The 20,895-nt window shown below is 36.9% G+C and carries 14 protein-coding genes, 8 tRNA genes and 1 riboswitch; of the genes, 21 read left to right on the top strand and 1 reads right to left on the bottom strand.

Going from position 1 to position 20,895, the window contains the following annotated elements:
- The first annotated feature begins 77 nt into the window (after positions 1–77).
- From AC1RPY_RS05165 to AC1RPY_RS05100, 14 genes are all read left to right on the top strand, one after another.
- Positions 78–150, top strand: a tRNA-Val gene (locus AC1RPY_RS05165).
- Between the two features lie 3 nt (positions 151–153).
- Positions 154–226: transfer RNA gene (locus tag AC1RPY_RS05160), tRNA-Lys, on the top strand.
- An 18-nt stretch (positions 227–244) separates the two neighbouring features.
- Positions 245–326, top strand: a tRNA-Leu gene (locus tag AC1RPY_RS05155).
- 14 nt (positions 327–340) lie between these two features.
- Positions 341–416: transfer RNA gene (locus tag AC1RPY_RS05150), tRNA-Thr, on the top strand.
- A gap of 15 nt (positions 417–431) precedes the next feature.
- Positions 432–503 (top strand) — tRNA-Gly (locus tag AC1RPY_RS05145).
- Between the two features lie 11 nt (positions 504–514).
- Positions 515–603: transfer RNA gene (locus AC1RPY_RS05140), tRNA-Leu, on the top strand.
- A gap of 28 nt (positions 604–631) precedes the next feature.
- Positions 632–705 (top strand) — tRNA-Arg (locus AC1RPY_RS05135).
- A gap of 12 nt (positions 706–717) precedes the next feature.
- Positions 718–791 (top strand) — tRNA-Pro (locus AC1RPY_RS05130).
- A gap of 129 nt (positions 792–920) precedes the next feature.
- The gene (locus tag AC1RPY_RS05125; protein ID WP_481761623.1) at positions 921–1,388 is read left to right on the top strand and encodes a CtsR family transcriptional regulator; all 468 of its coding nucleotides are present in this window, start codon (positions 921–923) and stop codon (positions 1,386–1,388) included.
- Between the two features lie 14 nt (positions 1,389–1,402).
- Positions 1,403–3,880: an ATP-dependent Clp protease ATP-binding subunit gene (locus tag AC1RPY_RS05120; protein WP_481761622.1), complete on the top strand. Its 2,478-nt coding sequence runs from the start codon at positions 1,403–1,405 to the stop codon at positions 3,878–3,880.
- Between the two features lie 65 nt (positions 3,881–3,945).
- Positions 3,946–5,292, top strand: a complete 1,347-nt coding sequence (gene gorA, locus AC1RPY_RS05115) for a glutathione-disulfide reductase (protein ID WP_481761621.1) — start codon at positions 3,946–3,948, stop codon at positions 5,290–5,292.
- 264 nt (positions 5,293–5,556) lie between these two features.
- On the top strand, positions 5,557–9,147 hold the full coding sequence (rpoB, locus tag AC1RPY_RS05110; RefSeq protein WP_481761620.1) for a DNA-directed RNA polymerase subunit beta: 3,591 nt from the start codon (positions 5,557–5,559) through the stop codon (positions 9,145–9,147).
- Positions 9,148–9,243: 96 nt separating this feature from the next.
- A complete protein-coding gene (gene rpoC / locus AC1RPY_RS05105) occupies positions 9,244–12,897 on the top strand; it encodes a DNA-directed RNA polymerase subunit beta' (RefSeq protein WP_481761619.1) in 3,654 nt (1,217 codons plus the stop codon).
- Between the two features lie 143 nt (positions 12,898–13,040).
- A riboswitch (purine riboswitch) is annotated at positions 13,041–13,138 on the top strand.
- A 65-nt stretch (positions 13,139–13,203) separates the two neighbouring features.
- On the top strand, positions 13,204–14,529 hold the full coding sequence (locus AC1RPY_RS05100) for a nucleobase:cation symporter-2 family protein (RefSeq protein WP_481761618.1): 1,326 nt from the start codon (positions 13,204–13,206) through the stop codon (positions 14,527–14,529).
- Positions 14,530–14,564: 35 nt separating this feature from the next.
- Here the strand turns inward: AC1RPY_RS05100 and AC1RPY_RS05095 are convergent, their stop codons facing one another.
- Complete coding sequence (locus tag AC1RPY_RS05095; RefSeq protein ID WP_481761617.1) at positions 14,565–15,257, bottom strand: prepilin peptidase; 693 nt, start codon at positions 15,255–15,257, stop codon at positions 14,565–14,567.
- A gap of 252 nt (positions 15,258–15,509) precedes the next feature.
- Here AC1RPY_RS05095 and rpsL point away from each other — a divergent pair, with 252 nt between their 5' ends.
- From rpsL to rplW, 7 genes are all read left to right on the top strand, one after another.
- Entirely contained in the window at positions 15,510–15,920 is a 411-nt protein-coding gene (gene rpsL / locus AC1RPY_RS05090; protein ID WP_057974646.1) for a 30S ribosomal protein S12, read from the top strand.
- 46 nt (positions 15,921–15,966) lie between these two features.
- On the top strand, positions 15,967–16,437 hold the full coding sequence (rpsG, locus tag AC1RPY_RS05085) for a 30S ribosomal protein S7 (RefSeq protein WP_057974645.1): 471 nt from the start codon (positions 15,967–15,969) through the stop codon (positions 16,435–16,437).
- Between the two features lie 93 nt (positions 16,438–16,530).
- Positions 16,531–18,624, top strand: a complete 2,094-nt coding sequence (fusA, locus tag AC1RPY_RS05080) for an elongation factor G (RefSeq protein ID WP_409022017.1) — start codon at positions 16,531–16,533, stop codon at positions 18,622–18,624.
- A 343-nt stretch (positions 18,625–18,967) separates the two neighbouring features.
- Positions 18,968–19,276, top strand: coding sequence for a 30S ribosomal protein S10 (rpsJ, locus tag AC1RPY_RS05075; protein WP_057974643.1), 309 nt, complete (start codon positions 18,968–18,970; stop codon positions 19,274–19,276).
- Positions 19,277–19,322: 46 nt separating this feature from the next.
- Positions 19,323–19,955, top strand: coding sequence for a 50S ribosomal protein L3 (gene rplC, locus AC1RPY_RS05070; RefSeq protein ID WP_481761616.1), 633 nt, complete (start codon positions 19,323–19,325; stop codon positions 19,953–19,955).
- Between the two features lie 20 nt (positions 19,956–19,975).
- Positions 19,976–20,599 (top strand): 50S ribosomal protein L4, encoded by a 624-nt coding sequence (rplD, locus tag AC1RPY_RS05065; RefSeq protein WP_409022019.1) that lies wholly within the window; start codon positions 19,976–19,978, stop codon positions 20,597–20,599.
- Positions 20,599–20,883 carry a 50S ribosomal protein L23 gene (gene rplW / locus AC1RPY_RS05060; RefSeq protein WP_409022020.1) on the top strand — a complete coding sequence of 95 codons (285 nt, stop codon included), beginning with the start codon at positions 20,599–20,601 and terminating at the stop codon, positions 20,881–20,883. Before rplD ends, rplW begins: the two co-directional genes overlap by 1 nt.
- Positions 20,884–20,895 lie beyond the last annotated feature (12 nt).

Here is a 20,895-nt window from a genome sequence, read left to right as displayed (position 1 = left end):
TAAGCTTCTTAGCGCCAAGAGTAGTTGGGGGTCGCCCCCTGCGAGGGTAGGACGTTGCCATGCTTTTTTTATTATTTGGAGGTTTAGCTCAGTTGGGAGAGCGTCTGCCTTACAAGCAGAGGGTCACAGGTTCAAGCCCTGTAACCTCCATTTGAGCCGTTAGCTCAGTTGGTAGAGCATCTGACTTTTAATCAGAGGGTCGACAGTTCGAGCCTGTCACGGCTCATTTTCAATTCCACATTCTGCGGGTGTGGCGGAATTGGCAGACGCACTAGATTTAGGATCTAGCGTCGTAAGACGTGGGGGTTCAAGTCCCTTCACCCGCATCATTTTCAGTTATGCCGACTTAGCTCAGTTGGTAGAGCACCTGATTTGTAATCAGGGGGTCGGGCGTTCGAATCGTCTAGTCGGCACCATTTTTTAATTTTTTTGCGGAAGTAGCTCAGTGGTAGAGCATCACCTTGCCAAGGTGGGGGTCGCGGGTTCGAATCCCGTCTTCCGCTTTTCAATAAATGCCGGGGTGGCGGAACTGGCAGACGCACAGGACTTAAAATCCTGCGGTGAGTGATCACCGTACCGGTTCGATTCCGGTCCTCGGCACCATTTATTGTTTTAATTTTATATTTTTAATGCACCCATAGCGCAACTGGATAGAGTGTCTGACTACGAATCAGAAGGTTGTAGGTTCGACTCCTACTGGGTGCATTTTTTTGTGTTCGGGAAATAGCTCAGCTTGGTAGAGCACCTGGTTTGGGACCAGGGGGTCGCAGGTTCGAATCCTGTTTTCCCGATTAATTGAAAAAGGAATTTAAACTTTATGTTTAAATTCCTTTTTTTGTTTAGGACAAATAACTTTCAATTTTAATTTATATTTCGTATAATGAAAGTCAACATTAGTCAAACTATTTGAGGTGATGAATATGCAGGGTCAGAATATTTCTGATGTGATTGAGAAGTATTTTAAGAAAATTCTTTTAGACGAAAAAGAAATAGTCATTAAACGTTCTGAAGTTGCTGAATTATTTAATTGTGTACCATCGCAAATAAATTATGTTATTAACACGCGATTTACTATTCAAAATGGATATGTAGTAGAGAGTAAACGTGGTGGCGGTGGATATATTAGGATAGAAAAGGTAAATCTTTTTGTAGATCAAGAATTTATTCAAACAATAGAAAATTTAATTGGTACAAACGTATCCCAACAAGAAGGTTACGATATTATTCAAAGTTTATATGATGAGAAGACATTGACAAAAAAAGAATCAAATTTAGTTTTAGCTATAATAAAGAAAGATGTTTTTCTTGGTATGGATACAGAATCAGAAAATATGATACGCGCTAAAATGTTGATTAATTTAATTAATCGCTTACGATATGAAGAGTAGAAAGAGGTAATAATATGGATAATTTATTTACGCCGAGTGCAAAAGAAGTTCTTATTCGAGCACAGGAAGCTGCTAAACACTATCGTCAACAAGCCGTTGGTACTGAACATTTACTTTTGGCTTTGTCTGAAGTACAAAATGGTATTGCAGATAAAGTATTGAAACAATTTAATGTTGATCCAGAAGATATAATGGAAGAAATCGAAAGATTCACTGGTTATGGATCATTGAGATTAAATAAAAATGATAATTATTTACCTTACTCACCAAAAGCAAAAATGATTTTATCAATTGCTAACGATGAAGCTAAAAATTTAAATGCAAGTAAGGTGGGTACAGAGCATCTTTTACTAGCGCTAACAAGTAATAATGAAATATTATCATCAAGAATTATGGGCGGATTAAGTGCTGATGTTAAGCAGGTACGTAAAATGATTTTCCGTCAACTTGGTGTCAGTGAAGTTCAGATGAGACAAAAGAATCGTGGTAAACAAACTCCAGAAGAGGGAACACCTACATTAGATGAATTAGCACGTGATTTGACTAAAATGGCTCGTGATAAGCAGATTGACCCTGTAATTGGTCGAGATTCTGAAGTGAAAAGATTAACTCAAGTATTGAGTCGTCGAACTAAGAATAATCCAGTGTTAATTGGTGAACCTGGTGTTGGTAAGACTGCAATCGCTGAGGGGTTTGCTCAACGATTAGTTGACGGAAACGTTCCTGAAGACATGATTGGAAAACGATTAATGATGCTTGATATGGGATCATTAGTTGCGGGAACAAAATATCGTGGTGAATTTGAAGATCGGTTAAAGAAAATATTGAAAGAAGTATACACGACTAAAGATGTTATTTTATTTATTGATGAATTACACACGTTAATTGGTGCAGGGGGTGCAGAAGGTGCAATAGATGCATCTAATATATTAAAACCTGCATTGGCTCGTGGTGAAGTTCAAGTTATTGGTGCAACGACATTAGATGAGTATCAAAAATACATTGAATCTGATGCTGCTTTGGAACGACGTTTTGCGACAATCACAATCAAAGAACCAACAGAAGCACAGACTGTTGATATTTTAAAGGGACTCCGACCTAAATATGAGGCACATCATCGCGTGCAAATTACCGATGATGCAATTGAAGCAGCAGTAGAAATGGGTAATCGATATATTACTGATCGATTCCTACCTGATAAGGCGATTGATTTAATGGATGAAGCCGCTGCTCAGGTTCGTATTGAGCGCCCAAGGACTAAATCAAAATTAAGTAAAAAACAAGATCAACTTGACGAATTGCGTCAACAAAAAGATGATGCAGTTAGTCAGCAAGATTTTGAATTAGCTGCGGGTATTCGTACAAAAGAAATGCGTGTTAAAAAGCAGGTTGAAGATTTAGAAGCCGAAAAAAATGCTGCCGTTAAGTCTAGTGCAGAACATTATGATATAAAGGTAACTAGCGAAGAAATTGCAGGAATTGTTTCTGATTGGACAGGTGTTCCAGTACAACAATTGAATAAAAGTGAAAGTGATCGCTTAATTCATCTTGAAGACATTTTGCATAAACGTGTTATTGGTCAAAATGAGGCAGTTAGCTCAATTGCAAAGGCTATTCGACGTGCTAGAAGCGGATTGAAAAATCCAGCAAGACCAATTGGTTCATTCATGTTCCTTGGGCCAACGGGTGTTGGTAAAACTGAATTAGCTAAGGCACTTGCTGAAGCTATGTTTGGCTCTGAAGAAGCAATGATTCGAGTGGATATGTCGGAATATATGGAAAAATATAGTACAAGTCGCTTGATTGGATCGCCACCAGGTTACGTTGGATATGATGAAGGTGGACAATTGACTGAAAAAGTTCGTCAGACACCATATTCTGTTGTTCTCTTGGATGAAGTTGAAAAAGCGCATCCTGATGTTTTTAATATTTTACTTCAAGTGTTAGATGATGGATACTTAACAGATTCTAAAGGACGTCGTATTGATTTTAGAAATACAATTATCATTATGACATCTAACTTAGGTGCAACTGCCGTTCGTGATGAGAAGTTTGTTGGATTTGGTGTAGAATCTGAAAAAGATGAATATAAGGCAATGTCTGGAAAAATTCGCGCGGCTCTTAAAAAAGCCTTTCGTCCAGAATTTTTAAACCGAATTGATGAATCAATTATATTCCATTCATTAACTAAAGTTGAATTACATGAGATTGTGAAATTGATGACTAAAGAAGTTATTGATAGGTTGAAGGAACAAGATATTAAGGTTAAAATATCACCTGCAGCAATTGATGTGATTGCTAAGGCAGGGTTTGATCCAGAATATGGTGCTAGACCCATTCGTCGTGCATTACAAACAGAAGTTGAGGACCGTCTAAGTGATATTCTTCTTTCTGGTCAAATAAAAGATAATGATAATATTACAATTGGTGCTGTAAAAGGTGTTATCAAAGTAACGATTAAAGAATCAAAAACTAAAGTAGCAGTGAAGTAAACTTAAAAAGGTGTAACTATTCATGTAGTTGCACCTTTTTTATCACTAGAAAAGGAGTGTTATCTATGGAAAAAATAGATCTTATTGTAATTGGTGGAGGCTCTGCTGGAATTGCAGCAGCAAATCGAGCTGGTTCTTTTGGAAAAAAAGTAATTTTAATAGAAGGAAATGAAATTGGTGGAACTTGTGTCAACGTTGGATGTGTACCTAAAAAGATTATGTGGTCTGCAGCAGCGTTAGCACAAGATTTTGATTTAGCTACTGATTATGGGTTTACTAAACAACAGCCGCAACTTGATTTTGAAAAATTAGTTGCTAACCGTTCTGCATATATTGAACGATTACATGGCGCATATTTCAGAAATTTAGATAAAAATCAGGTACAAGTCATTAAAGGCTATGCAAAATTTATTGATAATCAAACAGTTGAAGTTAATGGCTCAAAATATGTCTCAGAGCACATACTAATTGCAACTGGTGGAACACCCAATATACCCGACATTCCTGGCGCAACGTATGGGATTGAATCTAATCAATTCTTTGATGATTTGAAAGAATTACCTGCTAAAGTTGCGGTTATCGGAAACGGTTATATTGGTACTGAACTTGCTGGAACGTTGAATGCACTAGGGTCAAAAGTTCACATGTATGCAAAATACGACACGTTGTTACCTAATTTTGATGAATTAATTTCAACAAATGTAACAGAAACGTATATAGAAAATGGAATTGATATTAGTTTTAACTCAAAGGTGACAGAGTTGAAACGGCGAAGTGATGGTAAATATGAAGTTATTACCAATGATGACTCATTGGTCGTAGATTGTGTTATTTGGGCGGTTGGCCGCCGACCAGTTACCGATAAAATGAATATTTCTGCCACAAATATTAAATTAAATGATAATGGTACTATTGTGGTCGACGAGTATCAAAATACATCAGTTGCTGGTATTTATGCGACTGGGGATGTTATTGGTAAACTTGACTTAACACCTGTTGCAATTGCAGCTAGCCGAAGATTAATGGAGCGTGTGTTTAATAATAAACCTACGGAACATTTAGATTATAAATTGGTACCCACAGTGGTATTCTCACATCCAGTTGCTGGAACGATTGGTTTAACTGAAGCTGAAGCAACTTTAGAATATGGTCAAGAAAATCTAAAAATTTATCGATCATCATTTACACCAATGCGTTATAGTTTAGGTGATAGTAAGGTGAAGGAAAACCTGAAGTTAATTACGGTTGGTAAAGATGAACGAATTGTTGGATTACATGGTGTTGGAGAAGGCATGGACGAAATGCTACAAGGATTTGCAGTAGCAATTAAAATGGGCGCAACTAAAAAAGATTTCGATGATACAGTTGCTATTCACCCAACGAGTGCTGAAGAATTTGTGACGATGACTTAATGAGCACGAACTGTTGACATCCGATTCAATAGCGTATATGATAATTAAATGTATAATACTGTGAATTTTTATAGCTGATTACGATCTATTGTCCGTAAGAAGCCTTATAGAGAGACAAAAATGGTGATTATTTAAAAATAAATAAACTGTTTTTGTTTTTTCTTTTGCCAAAAAAACCGATTTTTTCGTCTAGTATGCAATTTGTAATCAAACTGTAATATAAAATCATCGGACTTTGGCAGGTTTACAGAATAAATTTGAGAGGTGACTAATTTGGCTGGACATTTAGTAAACTACGGTAAACACAGTACACGTAGAAGTTACGCACGTATCAAAGAAGTTTTAGATTTACCTAATTTAATCGAAATTCAAAGTGACTCTTACCAATGGTTCTTGGATGAAGGTCTTCGTGAAATGTTTGAAGACATCATGCCAATTGACGATTTTGCTGGTAACTTATCATTAGAATTTGTTGATTACCAATTATTAGAACCTAAATACACTGTAGATGAAGCACGCGCACATGATGCGAACTATTCGGCTCCATTACATGTTACATTACGTTTAACTAACCATGAAACTGGCGAAATTAAATCTCAAGATGTTTTCTTTGGTGATTTCCCATTAATGACAGAACAAGGAACATTTATCATTAATGGTGCTGAACGAGTTATTGTTTCTCAATTAGTTCGTTCACCAGGGGTTTACTACAATGGTTCATTAGATAAAAATGGCCGTGAAACATATGGCACAACTGTTATTCCTAACCGTGGTGCATGGTTAGAATATGAATCAGATGCTAAAAATATTTCATATGTACGTATTGATCGTACACGTAAAATTCCATTAACTGAATTGGTCCGCGCTTTAGGATTTGGTTCTGATGATGAAATTATTGAAATGTTGGGTAACAATGATAGCTTAATGCTAACACTTGAAAAAGATGTTCATAAAAATACGGATGATTCACGTGTTGAAGAATCTTTAAAAGATGTTTATGAACGTCTACGTCCCGGCGAACCTAAAACAGCTGATAGCTCACGTAGTTTATTGACAGCTCGTTTCTTTGATCCAAAACGTTACGACTTAGCTCCAGTTGGTCGTTACAAAATTAATAAAAAATTAAGCTTGAAAACACGTTTATTGAACCAAACATTAGCTGAAACATTGGCTGATCCAGATACTGGTGAAGTACTTGCACAAAAAGATACCGTAATTGATAAACAAGTTATGGAAACTTTAGCACCATATCTTGATCGTCAAGATTTCAAGACGGTCACATACCACCCATCAGAAGATGGTGTTGTTACTGAACCTATGGTACTTCAAATCGTTAAGGTTTATTCTCAAGTAGACCCAGAACGTGAGATGCCAATGATTGGTAATGGCAATATTGACTTACAATACAAACATATTGTACCTGCTGATATTATTGCTTCAATGAACTATTTCTTTAATTTAAAAGAAAATATTGGTTCTGTGGATGATATTGATCATTTAGGTAACCGTCGTATTCGTTCAGTTGGTGAATTACTACAAAATCAATTTAGAATTGGTTTATCACGTATGGAACGTGTTGTACGTGAACGTATGTCAATTCAAGATACAACAACTGTTACACCACAACAATTGATTAACATTCGTCCTGTTGTGGCTTCTATTAAAGAATTCTTTGGTTCATCTCAATTATCACAATTCATGGATCAAACTAATCCACTTGGTGAATTGACACATAAACGTCGTCTTTCTGCCTTAGGACCTGGTGGTTTGACTCGTGATCGTGCTGGATATGAAGTTCGTGATGTTCATTACACGCATTACGGTCGTATGTGTCCAATTGAAACGCCTGAAGGACCTAACATTGGTTTGATTAATAGTTTATCAAGTTATGCACGTGTTAACCGATATGGTTTTATTGAAACACCTTATCGTCGTGTGAGCTGGGAATCACATCAAGTAACTGATAAAATCGATTACTTGACTGCTGATGAAGAAGATAACTATGTTATTGCACAGGCTAACTCACCATTAAATGAAGATGATTCATTTGTAAATGAACTCGTTATGGCTCGTAATCGTTCAGAAAATATCGAAATCGGTATTGATAAAGTCGATTACATGGATGTTTCACCTAAACAAGTTGTGGCTGTTGCTACAGCATGTATTCCTTTCTTGGAAAATGATGATTCTAACCGTGCCTTGATGGGTGCCAATATGCAACGTCAAGCTGTTCCTTTAATCAATCCTCATTCACCACTTGTTGGTACAGGTATTGAATATAAGGCAGCTCATGATTCTGGTGTCGCTTTAATTAACAAAAACGAAGGTACTGTTGAATACGTTGATGCACGTGAAATTCGTGTTCGTCGTGAAGATGGCGCTTTAGATAAATACAAATTAATGAAATTCCATCGTTCAAATGGTGGTAAAAACTACAATCAACGTCCAATTGTTCGTGTAAACGATCATGTTGATGCTGATGAAATTTTAGCTGATGGTCCTTCAATGGAAAATGGGGAATTAGCTTTAGGCCAAAACCCATTAGTTGCCTTTATGACTTGGAATGGTTATAACTTTGAAGATGCTGTTATCATTAACGAACGTCTTGTTCGTGATGATGTCTACACATCAATTCATATTGAAGAATTTGAATCAGAAGCACGTGATACAAAATTAGGACCTGAAGAAATTACTCGTGAAATTCCTAATGTTGGTGAAGATTCATTAAAAGATCTTGATGAATTTGGTATCGTCCGTATTGGTGCTGAAGTTAATGATGGTGATATCTTAGTTGGTAAAGTAACACCTAAAGGGGTTACTGAATTATCTGCTGAAGAACGTTTATTACATGCTATCTTTGGAGAAAAGGCTCGTGAAGTACGCGATACTTCATTGAAAGTTCCTCATGGTGGTGGCGGTATTGTTCAAGATGTTAAAATCTTTACTCGTGAAGCAGGGGATGAATTAAGTCCTGGTGTTAATATGATGGTTCGTATCTACATTGCACAAAAACGTAAGTTACGTGTGGGTGATAAGATGGCTGGACGTCATGGTAACAAAGGGGTTGTTTCAATCGTTGTCCCTTCTGAAGATATGCCTTACATGCCAGATGGTACACCAGTTGATATTCTTTTGAATCCCATGGGTGTTCCTTCTCGTATGAATATTGGACAAGTTTTAGATCTTCATTTAGGTATGGCTGCTCGTAAATTAGGTATCCATGTTGCAACACCAGTTTTTGATGGTGCTCGCGATTCAGATATCTGGAATGTCTTTAAAGAAGCTGGAATTTCAGATGATGGTAAGACAATCTTATATGATGGACGTACAGGTGATGCATTTGATAACCGTGTTTCTGTAGGTGTTATGTACTATATGAAACTTGCTCACATGGTTGATGATAAAATCCATGCTCGTTCAATAGGACCATACTCATTAGTAACGCAACAACCATTAGGTGGTAAAGCACAATTTGGTGGACAACGTTTTGGTGAAATGGAAGTTTGGGCACTTGAGGCTTATGGTGCTGCTTACACGTTACAAGAAATTTTAACGTATAAATCTGATGATGTTGTGGGTCGTGTGAAAACATACGAAGCAATTGTCAAAGGCGAACCAATTCCTAAACCAGGTGTTCCTGAATCATTCCGTGTTCTTGTTAAAGAATTACAGTCATTAGGATTAGATATGAAAGTACTTGATGCTAAAAAGACTGAAATTGAATTACGTGACATGGATGATGACGATGATGATATCGTTAATGTGGATGCGTTAAGCAAATTAGCTAATGAACAAAAAGAGAAAAAAGCTAAAGAAGAAGCCGAAAAAATGGCTGCTGAAATGAACAAAGAATAATTTTGGCTTAGTTACTGAACTCAAATTTGTGTGGATGAAGCTAATGCTTAGTTTGAGAAATCCAACACACTATAAAACTAAAGGGAGGTCGGTCCTTTGATCGATGTCAATAAATTTGATAGCATGCAAATTGGCTTAGCATCTTCTGATAAGATTAGAAGCTGGTCATATGGTGAAGTTAAAAAGCCCGAAACAATCAATTATCGTACATTAAAACCTGAAAAAGACGGACTATTCGATGAACGTATTTTTGGACCAACAAAAGATTGGGAATGTGCCTGTGGTAAATACAAACGTATTCGCTATAAAGGTATCGTCTGTGATCGTTGTGGTGTTGAAGTTACTCGTTCTAAAGTACGTCGCGAACGTATGGGTCATATTGAATTAGCTGCACCAGTTACACATATCTGGTACTTTAAAGGAATTCCAAGTCGTATGGGTCTTGTCTTAGACATGAGTCCTCGTGCTTTGGAAGAAGTTATCTACTTTGCTTCTTACGTTGTTACTGAACCTGGTAACACACCTCTTGAAAAGAAACAGTTATTAACAGAACGTGAATATCGTGAAAAACGTGAAGAATACGGGACTGAATTCGAAGCTGGAATGGGTGCTGACGCTATTCGTCATTTATTACGTGATGTTAATCTTGCTGGTGAATCTGAAGAATTAAAAGAAGAATTGAAAGATGCTACTGGCCAAAAGAGAACACGTGCTGTTCGTCGTTTGGACATTTTAGAAGCATTCTTACTTTCTGAAAATGAACCTGCATGGATGGTTATGGATGCTGTTCCTATTATTCCACCTGACTTACGTCCAATGGTTCAATTAGAAGGTGGCCGTTTTGCCACTTCTGATTTGAATGATTTATACAGACGGGTTATTAACCGAAATAACCGACTAAAACGTTTATTAGATTTGAACGCTCCTGGTATTATTGTTCAAAATGAAAAACGTATGTTACAAGAAGCTGTTGATGCATTGATTGATAATGGTCGTCGTGGCCGTCCAGTTACTGGACCTGGTAACCGACCATTGAAATCTCTTTCACATATGTTGAAAGGTAAACAAGGACGTTTCCGTCAAAATTTACTTGGAAAACGTGTTGATTATTCAGGCCGTTCAGTTATTGCTGTTGGACCAACGTTACAAATGAATCAATGTGGTATTCCTCGTGAAATGGCTTTGGAATTATTCAAACCATTTATGATGAAAGAACTTGTTAAACGTGAAATGGCTTCAAATATTAAAAATGCTAAACGTAAACTTGATCGTCGCGATGAAGATATCTGGGATGTTTTAGAAGAAGTTATTGTTGAACATCCAGTTCTCCTTAACCGCGCACCAACACTTCATCGTCTTGGTATTCAAGCTTTCGAACCAATTTTAGTTGATGGTAAAGCAATTCGTCTTCATCCCTTAGCTTGTGAAGCTTACAATGCTGATTTTGATGGAGATCAAATGGCTATCCATGTACCTTTATCTGATGAAGCACAAGCAGAAGCTCGTTTGCTTATGTTAGCTGCTCATCATATCTTGGCACCTAAAGATGGTAAACCAGTTGTAACACCTTCTCAAGATATGGTTTTAGGTAACTACTACCTTACAATGGAAGAAGCTGGCCGCGAAGGCGAAGGTATGATCTTTAAAGATGCTAACGAAGCTGTAATGGCTTACCGTAATGGTTACGTTCATTTGCACACTCGTATTGGATTACAAACAGCAACATTAGCTGCTGAAGGTAAACCATTTACAGATTGGCAAAAAGAACGCATTATGATAACAACTGTTGGTAAAGCAATCTTTAATGAAATTTTACCTAATGAATTTGCCTACATTAATGAACCTAAGAATGATAACTTAATTAATAAAACAGCCGACAAATATTTTGTTGAACCTGGTCAAAATATTGGTGATGTTATTAAAGCACAAGAAATTATTTTACCTTTCAAAAAAGGATTCTTGAGTGATATCATTTCTGAAGTTTATAAACGATTTAAAGTAACTGAAACGTCTAAGATGTTAGATCGTCTTAAAAACTTAGGTTATGATCAATCAACACATGCTGGTATTACAGTTGGTATTTCTGATGTAACTGACTTAAAGGAAAAACCTGCAATTATTGAAGAAGCTCATAAACAAGTTGCTTTAGTTGCAAAACAATTCCGTCGAGGTTTGATTACAGAAGATGAACGTTATGAACGTGTTATTGCTATCTGGACACAAGCAAAAGATGATATTCAACAAAAACTAATGGAAGCATTGGGCACACAAAATCCTATTCAAATGATGAGTGATTCTGGAGCCCGTGGTAATATTTCTAACTTTACTCAATTAGCTGGTATGCGTGGTTTGATGGCAGCTCCTAATGGTAAAACAATGGAATTACCTATTATTTCTAACTTCCGTGAAGGTTTGTCAGTGTTGGAAATGTTTATTTCAACTCATGGGGCTCGTAAAGGTATGACTGATACGGCCTTGAAGACTGCCGATTCTGGATACTTGACTCGTCGACTTGTTGATGTTGCTCAAGATGTTATTATTCGTGAGAAAGATTGTTTCACTGATCGTGGCTTAGATGTATCAGCTATTAAAGAAGGAAATGAAATGATCGAACCATTGTATGACCGTATCTTAGGTCGTTATGCAATGAAGACCGTTAAAAATCCTGAAACTGGTGAAGTTATTGTCGCTTCAAACGAAATGATCGAAGAAAGCAAAGCGCAAGCAATTATCGCTGCTGGAATCGAACAAGTAACTATCCGCTCAGCATTTACATGTAACACTAAGCATGGGGTTTGTGAACATTGTTATGGTCGTAATATGGCTACTGGTGATCAGGTTGAAGTTGGTGAAGCAGTTGGTACTGTTGCTGCTCAATCAATCGGTGAACCCGGAACTCAATTAACAATGCGTACTTTCCATACTGGTGGGGTTGCTGGAGATGATATTACACAAGGGTTACCTCGTGTTCAAGAAATCTTCGAAGCACGTAATCCTAAAGGTCGTGCTGAAATTACAGAAGTAACAGGTATGATTGAAGCAATTGAAGAAAATCCTGCTGAACGTACTAAAGAAGTAACAGTTAAAGGTGAAACTGATACACGAACATATAGTTTACCTTATACTGCTGTTCTTAAAGTTGCCGAAGGTGATAAAATTCATCGTGGTGAAGCACTAACAGTTGGTTCAATTGATCCTAAACAATTAATTCAAGTTCGTGATGTTCTTTCTACGGAGAATTATATTCTTCGTGAAGTTCAAAAAGTATATCGTATGCAAGGGGTAGAAATCTCTGATAAGCATGTGGAGGTTATGTCTCGTCAAATGTTACGTAAGGTTCGCGTTATGGATCCCGGTGACACAAATGTATTACCAGGTACTTTAATGGATATCATGGATCTTAAAGAAGATAACTATAAGACATTGATCAAAGGTGGCATTCCAGCTACTTCACGTCCTGTCTTACTTGGTATCACTAAAGCATCTCTAGAAACAAACAGTTTCTTATCAGCTGCATCATTCCAAGAAACAACTCGTGTTCTTACGGATGCTGCTATTCGCGGTAAGAATGATCCATTAATTGGTCTGAAAGAAAATGTTATTATTGGTAAGATTATTCCTGCCGGTACTGGTATGCCAGATTACCGTCAAATTAAACCAAAAGAAACAGGTTCAATTTCAGCTAATGTTTATTCAATCTCAGATATTGAGAAACGAATGAAAGAAGAAGAAGCTAGCGTGAACGATTAACGTCATAGCTAAAAAAGAACAATTCTTATTAATTTAAGAGTTGTTCTTTTTTTTGTGCTTTATTAGCGAACAATTAACGCTTACATTTTAATAACGTCCGCAAACCATTGTATGGGTAAATAGACTGTGTTAATATTGTCATACAATAAAAAATACTGATCACCTATATAATGTCATGATATGGATGCTAGTTTCTACCCGGAGCCGTAAATTCCGGACTATATGTGAGTTAAAGCAAGCATGTATTAGGCATGAAATCCATAGAAAATCCGACTTATTAGTGTGAAAGATAATGTGGAGGATCAAATGAAGAATAGCACGGAATTAGAAAATAGTAGTTTGGATGAATCTAATTTATCAAATTTTAGAGCAGCAATATTAGGATTACAGCATTTATTAGCCATGTATTCAGGCGACATTTTGGTACCATTATTAGTTGGGGCTGCACTTGGGTTTAGTACAAAACAAATTACTTATTTAGTTTCGATGGATATTTTCATGTGTGGGATTGCAACATTATTACAATTGAAACGCACACGTTTTACTGGCATTGGTTTACCTGTAGTACTTGGGTGCGCGATTGAATACGTTGCACCATTGACTGCAGTAGGAAAACATTTTGGATTAGGAACAATGTATGGATCAATTATTGCTGCTGGTATTTTTATATTTCTAATTTCGGGATTCTTTGCAAACATTAGAAAATTCTTCCCACCAGTAGTGACAGGATCATTAATTACGTTAATCGGATTAACGTTAATTCCAGTTGCCTTTACCAACATGGGCGGTGGGGATGTGACAGCCAAATCATTTGGTAGTATCCCTAACTTAATAGTTGCAGGTGTAACCATTGCCGTTATTTTAGGCTTGAACATTTGGGGCCGCGGATTCATTCAACAAGTGGGTATCTTAATTGGTATTTTAGTTGGTGTGGTCGTTGCCTCATTTATGGGAAAAGTAACATTAGACCCAGTTAGCCAAGCTAATTGGTTTCAATTACCCCATGTTTTTATGTTTGCTGCCCCTAAATTTGAATGGTCATCAATTGTGACTATGATATTAGCAGCGTTAACAACTATGATTGAATCAACTGGTGTATTTTTTGCGCTGGGAGATATCGTTGGTCGTCCAATCAGAAAAGATGATTTAAAAAAAGGGTACCGTGCTGAAGGTATCGCAGCTGTTTTAGGTGGTATCTTTAATACGTTCCCATACTCGACATTTTCACAAAATGTTGGAATTGTGCAACTATCAGGAATTAAAACGAAGAAACCTGTTTATTTTTCAGCGTTCTTTTTAATTGCTTTAGGGTTACTTCCTAAAATTGGTGCAGCAGCAACTGTCATTCCAGCAGCCGTTTTAGGTGGTGCTATGTTAGTTATGTTCGGTATGGTTGGTGCACAAGGTATTAAAATGTTGCGCGAAGTTGAAGGTAGTAATAGTAATTTATTAATTATCGGTATTTCGGTCAGCTTAGGACTTGGTGTAACAGTACAACCAGCATTACTCCAAGCATTACCCTTAACAATCCAGACCATTTTTGGTAATGGACTTGTTGTCGGTAGTCTGTCGGCTGTTATCTTAAATATTCTATTCAATTATGGTCATTTGAATGACGCAATCGAAGATTAAAGTAAAAGCTAAGCAAATTTGCTTAGCTTTTTTATTTATATGAAGAAAGATAACGCAATAGTAATATAAACGCCAAACGTTATATGTGGGACAAATGGGAAAAATTGATATCGACTCTGTTTTACAGTAAAAAAGTAGATAAGTGAGCTGATACAAGCAAAAAGAGTGGCAATCAAACAAAAATGAACACCAAATGTTAGTTGAATGATAATCAGTAAAATAAAATCGCCAAGGCCGAGCTTTTGTTGAAAACATAAGACAAATAGAAACAGACTGAATAAGCTAATTGCTATTAGTGAGTCTGGAAACCCAAATAACAGATAATGCCACAGGATGAATAGTATTCCACCACCGATAGTTAAGCGACCAGAAATCAGTCGGTTAGTGAAATCCATAGCTGATAGAAAAGTTAAATAAAATAAGAACGTTATAAGTAATAGAAATTCAAAAAGAGATAGTTGAGTGAAAGATAAGGGCAACATGGCGGCCAAACTACATTCAAAAATAAATGAATAGGCTGGGAATTCTCCCTTGCAGAATCGACAGTGTCCGTGTAATCTAAGATAAGCGTAGATAGGAATTAGATCAAACCAAGGTATTTTTGTACCACAATAGTCGCAGATTGATCTTTTGTTGAATTGATTCTGATTCAATGCACAGCGTGTGGCAATGCAGGTGATGAATGAACCTAGGCAAGCACCTAGTAAAAATAAATAACTAATTAACATAATTTAAATCCTCCTATTAAAAAATACGCTTTTTAGTGTAAATACCATTGACGTATATTAAATACCGTGATATTCTGTGTAAGGTGCTTTTTGTGAACAGTTAATTCATCTACATAGTTGAGATTCTGTATAACAGCAGCGCATTATAAGACAGACGTCTAGGACGTTATTTTTTATTATTAAAAAATGAACCACCTGGATGTGTGGACTTAAAAAACAATTAACCTATAATAAGGAAGGAGGAAACTTTAGATGCCAACAATTAATCAATTAGTTCGTAAAGGTCGTAATTCTAAAGGTTCAAAATCTGGTGCACCCGCATTAAACTTCGGGTATAACAGTTACAAAAAAGTTCAAACAGATAATCCTGCACCACAAAAACGTGGGGTTGCTACTCGTGTCGGAACAATGACACCTAAAAAGCCTAACTCTGCTTTACGTAAATATGCGCGTGTGCGTTTATCTAACTTACTTGAAGTTACAGCTTACATTCCTGGTATTGGACATAACTTGCAAGAACATAGTGTTGTTCTTATTCGTGGTGGCCGTGTAAAAGATTTACCTGGGGTACGTTACCATGTTATCCGTGGTGCTCTTGATACAGCCGGTGTTGCTGATCGTAAACAAAGTCGTTCAAAATACGGCGCAAAGAGACCTAAATAAGAATAAAGTTATTCTAATAAAAATAGAATCTAAGGAGGTTATTTAGATGCCAAGAAAAGGCCCAGCTCCAAAACGAGAAGTATTGCCTGATCCAATTTACAATTCTAAATTAGTAACACGTTTAATCAACCGTTTAATGTTAGATGGTCGTCGTGGTACTGCATCAAAGATCTTGTATGATGCATTCGAAATGATTAAAGAACAAACAGGAAACGAACCTAATGAAGTTTTTGATGAAGCTATGAAAAACATCATGCCTGTACTTGAAGTTAAAGCTCGCCGTGTCGGTGGTTCTAACTACCAAGTGCCAATTGAAGTTCGCCCTGATCGTCGTTCAACTTTAGGTTTACGTTGGTTAGTAAGTTACGCACGTTTACGTGGGGAACATACTATGCCAGAACGTTTAGCTAAAGAAATCATGGATGCAGCAAACAATACTGGTGCATCAGTTAAGAAACGTGAAGATACACATAAAATGGCTGACGCTAATAAAGCATTCGCACATTACCGCTGGTAATTTTATAAAAGAATGGCTATTATATGATTTTGATAATCGATATAGTAGTCATTTTTTTGAATCTATTTTAGAATCGAAAGGAGATACTACAAAATGGCAAATAAACGCGAATTCCCACTAGAAAAAACGCGTAATATCGGGATTGTTGCTCATATCGATGCTGGTAAGACAACAACTACTGAACGTATTTTATACTATACTGGTAAAATTCATAAAATTGGTGAAACTCATGAAGGAGCTTCACAAATGGATTGGATGGAACAAGAACAAGAACGTGGTATCACAATCACATCAGCTGCAACAACTGCTGAATGGAAAGAACATCGTATTAATATCATCGATACTCCAGGACATGTGGATTTCACTATTGAAGTTGAACGTTCACTTCGTGTCTTAGATGGAGCCGTTGTTGTTTTAGATGGTCAATCTGGTGTTGAACCACAAACTGAAAACGTTTGGCGTCAAGCTACAACATATTCAGTTCCTCGTATCGTTTTCATCAATAAGATGGATAAAATGGGTGCTAATTTTGATTACTCAGTAGGCACAATCAAAGATCGTCTTCAAGTAAATGCTGTTCCTATCCAAATGCCAATTGGTGCTGAAGATGATTTTGAAGGTGTTATTGATTTAATCGAAATGAAAGCCGATTTATATGATAACGAAGATTTAGGTGCTACATGGGAAAGTATTGACGTTCCTGAAGAATATTTAGAAGAAGCTACAAAACGTCGCGAAGCTTTAGTTGAAGCCGTTGCTGATGTTGATGAAAAGCTTATGGAAAAATATCTTGATGGTGTGGAAATTACTAAAGATGAAATCAAAGCTGCTATCCGTAAAGCAACATTAAATCTTGAAATGTACCCAGTTCTTGCTGGTTCAGCATTTAAAAACAAGGGTGTTCAAATGATGTTGGATGCTGTTAATGATTTCTTACCATCTCCTTTAGATGTTAAACCTTATAACGCAGTAGATCCTAAAACAGATGAAGAAGTTGAAATCACAGCCGGTGATGACAAAGATTTCGCTGCTTTAGCATTTAAAATTGCAACGGATCCCTTCGTTGGTCGTTTAACATTCTTCCGTGTTTACTCAGGTACATTACAAGCTGGTTCTTATGTCTTGAACTCTACTAAAGACACGCGTGAACGTGTTGGTCGTATCCTTCAAATGCATTCAAATCACCGTAATGAAATTCCTGAAGTATTCTCTGGTGATATTGCTGCTGCTATTGGTTTGAAAAATACGACAACTGGTGATTCATTAACGGATGAAAAACATCCATTAATCCTTGAATCAATGGAATTCCCTGAACCAGTTATCCAAGTATCTATCGAACCAAAAACAAAAGCTGATCAAGATAAGATGGATATCGGTTTACAAAAACTAGCAGAAGAAGATCCTTCATTCAAGGCTGAAACTAACCCTGAAACTGGTGAAACTTTAATCGCTGGGATGGGTGAATTGCATTTGGATATCATCGTTGATCGTATGAGACGTGAATTTAACGTTGAAGCTACTGTTGGTGAACCACAAGTTGCCTACCGTGAAACATTTACAAAAACTGTTTCTGCACAAGGTAAATTCGTTCGTCAATCTGGTGGTAAAGGTCAATATGGTGATGTTACAGTTGAATTCTCACCTAATGAAGAGGGTGGCGGTTTCGCATTCGAAGACGCTATCGTCGGTGGGGTTGTTCCTCGTGAATATATTCCTTCAGTTGAACAAGGTTTGAGAGAAGCTATGCAAAATGGTGTTCTTGCAGGCTACCCACTTATTGATGTTAAAGCTAAGTTATATGATGGATCATATCATGATGTCGATTCTAACGAATCAGCATTTAAGGTAGCTGCCTCAATGGCATTGAGAAAAGCTGCTAAGAGTGCTGGTGCTGTTATTCTTGAACCAATGATGAAAGTTGAAGTTGTCGCTCCTGAAGATTACTTAGGTGATGTTATGGGACATGTAACTGCTCGTCGTGGACGTGTTGAAGGTATGGAAGCTCGCGGAAATGCACAAGTTGTTAACGCAATGGTTCCTCTTTCAGGTATGTTCGGTTACGCAACTACTTTACGTTCTTCTACACAAGGACGTGGTACATTCACAATGACATTTGATCATTACGAAGCTGTACCAAAATCAATCCAAGAAGAAATTATGAAGAAAAACGGAACAGCTACTGATTAATTAGTTGGTCTGAATTATAAAAGAAGTTATCACTTGTTGATAGCTTCTTTTTTTGTGGTAAAATAACATTTGGAAAATAAAAAAAGTTTTAAAAATGTTAATTATGATTATATAATGAGAAACTTTGAAAAAAAATAAGAAAGCACTTGCCATAAGGCTTTATCTCTAGTAGTATAGATAAGTACCCAAAAACAGATGGCGTATTACGCCCTGCGATAGGGTTTCATAGAATGAGCTAAGATGTGAAAGATTGCGACACGCCCGGCAGCTTTGCCACGCAAGGTGTGTCGGTCACTTACACGGAGCTAGTCTTATTTTTAAAATAGACGAAGGAGGGAACAAAATGGCAAAACAAAAAATTCGTATTCGCTTAAAAGCTTACGAACACCGTATTTTAGACCAATCTGCTGACAAGATTGTTGAAACTGCAAAAAGAACAGGGGCAACAATTTCTGGACCAATTCCATTGCCAACAGAACGTACATTATACACAGTTTTACGTTCACCACATAAGCATAAAGATTCACGTGAACAATTCGAAATGCTTACACATAAACGTTTGATTGATATCGTTAACCCAACACCTAAGACAGTTGATTCATTGATGAAACTTGACTTACCTAGTGGCGTTGATATTGAAATCAAATTATAAAACAGAGTTACAAAAATAAAAATACAAACATATTGGAGGTGTACTCATGACTACAAAAGGAATCTTAGGAAAAAAAGTAGGTATGACACAAGTTTTTACTGAAAATGGTGAATTGGTACCAGTTACAGTGATTGAATCTACGCCAAACGTTGTTTTACAATTGAAAACAATTGAAAACGATGGTTACGAAGCAATTCAATTAGGTTACCAAGACATGCGCGAAGTATTAACAAACAAACCTGCTAAAGGTCATGCAGCAAAAGCAAATACTACTCCTAAGCGCTTCGTTCGTGAAATTAACGATGTTGAGCTTGGAGAATATAACGTAGGTGACGAAATTAAAGTTGATACATTCTCAGCTGGCGATATCGTTAACGTTACGGGTACGTCTAAGGGACATGGTTTCCAAGGAAATATCAAACGTTGGGGACAATCACGAGGTCCTATGACTCATGGTTCTCGTTATCATCGTCGTCCTGGTTCAATGGGTGCCGTTATTAACCGTGTATTCAAAGGTAAGAGATTACCAGGTCGCATGGGTGGCAAACGCGTAACTGTCCAAAACTTGGAAATTATTCGTGTTGACGTTGATAGTAATGTTATCTTGATTAAAGGTAACGTACCAGGCGCAAACAAAACATTAGTTACAATTAAAAACGTCACAAAAGACGCTAAATAACAGGAAGGAGGAATTTCAAAATGCCAACAGTCGCATTATTAAAACAAGATGGTACTAAAAATGGTGAAGTTGAATTAAACGACGCTATTTTTGGAATCGAACCTAACGACAATGTCATTTTTGACGCCGTAATCATGCAACGTGCATCATTACGTCAAGGAACTCATTCAGTTAAAAACAAAAGTGCAGTTTCAGGTGGTGGTAGAAAACCATGGCGCCAAAAAGGTACAGGTCGTGCTCGTCAAGGATCTATCCGTAGCCCACAATGGCGTGGTGGTGGTGTCGTATTTGGCCCTACTCCTCGTTCATACAGTTACAAATTACCTAAAAAAGTTCGCCGTTTAGCTCTTAAATCAGTACTTTCACAAAAAGTATTGGATAACAGCGTGGTTATGGTCGATGCACTTAGCTTCGAACAACCAAAGACAAAAACTTTCAAAGAAGTTTTAAGTAACTTAGATATCAACAAAAAAGTATTAATAGTTCTTGAACCTGGCAATGATTTCGTTGCTTTAGCAGCTCGTAACTTACAAAATGTTACAGTAGTAGAAGCTAAAGGTGTTAACGTTCTTGACGTTATCAACAATGATAAATTAGTCATGACTCAAGCAGCTCTTTCTCAAGTAGAGGAGGCTCTTTCATAATGGAATCAAGAGATATTATCTTACGCCCAGTCATCACCGAAGCAGCAATGGATAGAATGGCTAACAAAGTTTACACATTCGACGTTGATACTCGTGCAACTAAAATTGAAGTCAAAAAAGCTATTGAAGATATTTTTGGCGTTAAAGTTGTAAAAGTAAATATCATGAATGTTAAAGGTAAGTTAAAACGTCAAGGTCGCTATGCTGGTTATACTAAAAAACGCCGTAAAGCAATTGTTACTTTAACTGCCGACTCAAAAGAAATCCAATTATTCGAAGAATAATCTAAAATTTTG

The sequence above is a fragment of the Dellaglioa sp. CoH-56-MRSF-12 genome, assembly GCF_056782075.1.
This window is presented reverse-complemented; position numbering and strand designations above follow the sequence as displayed.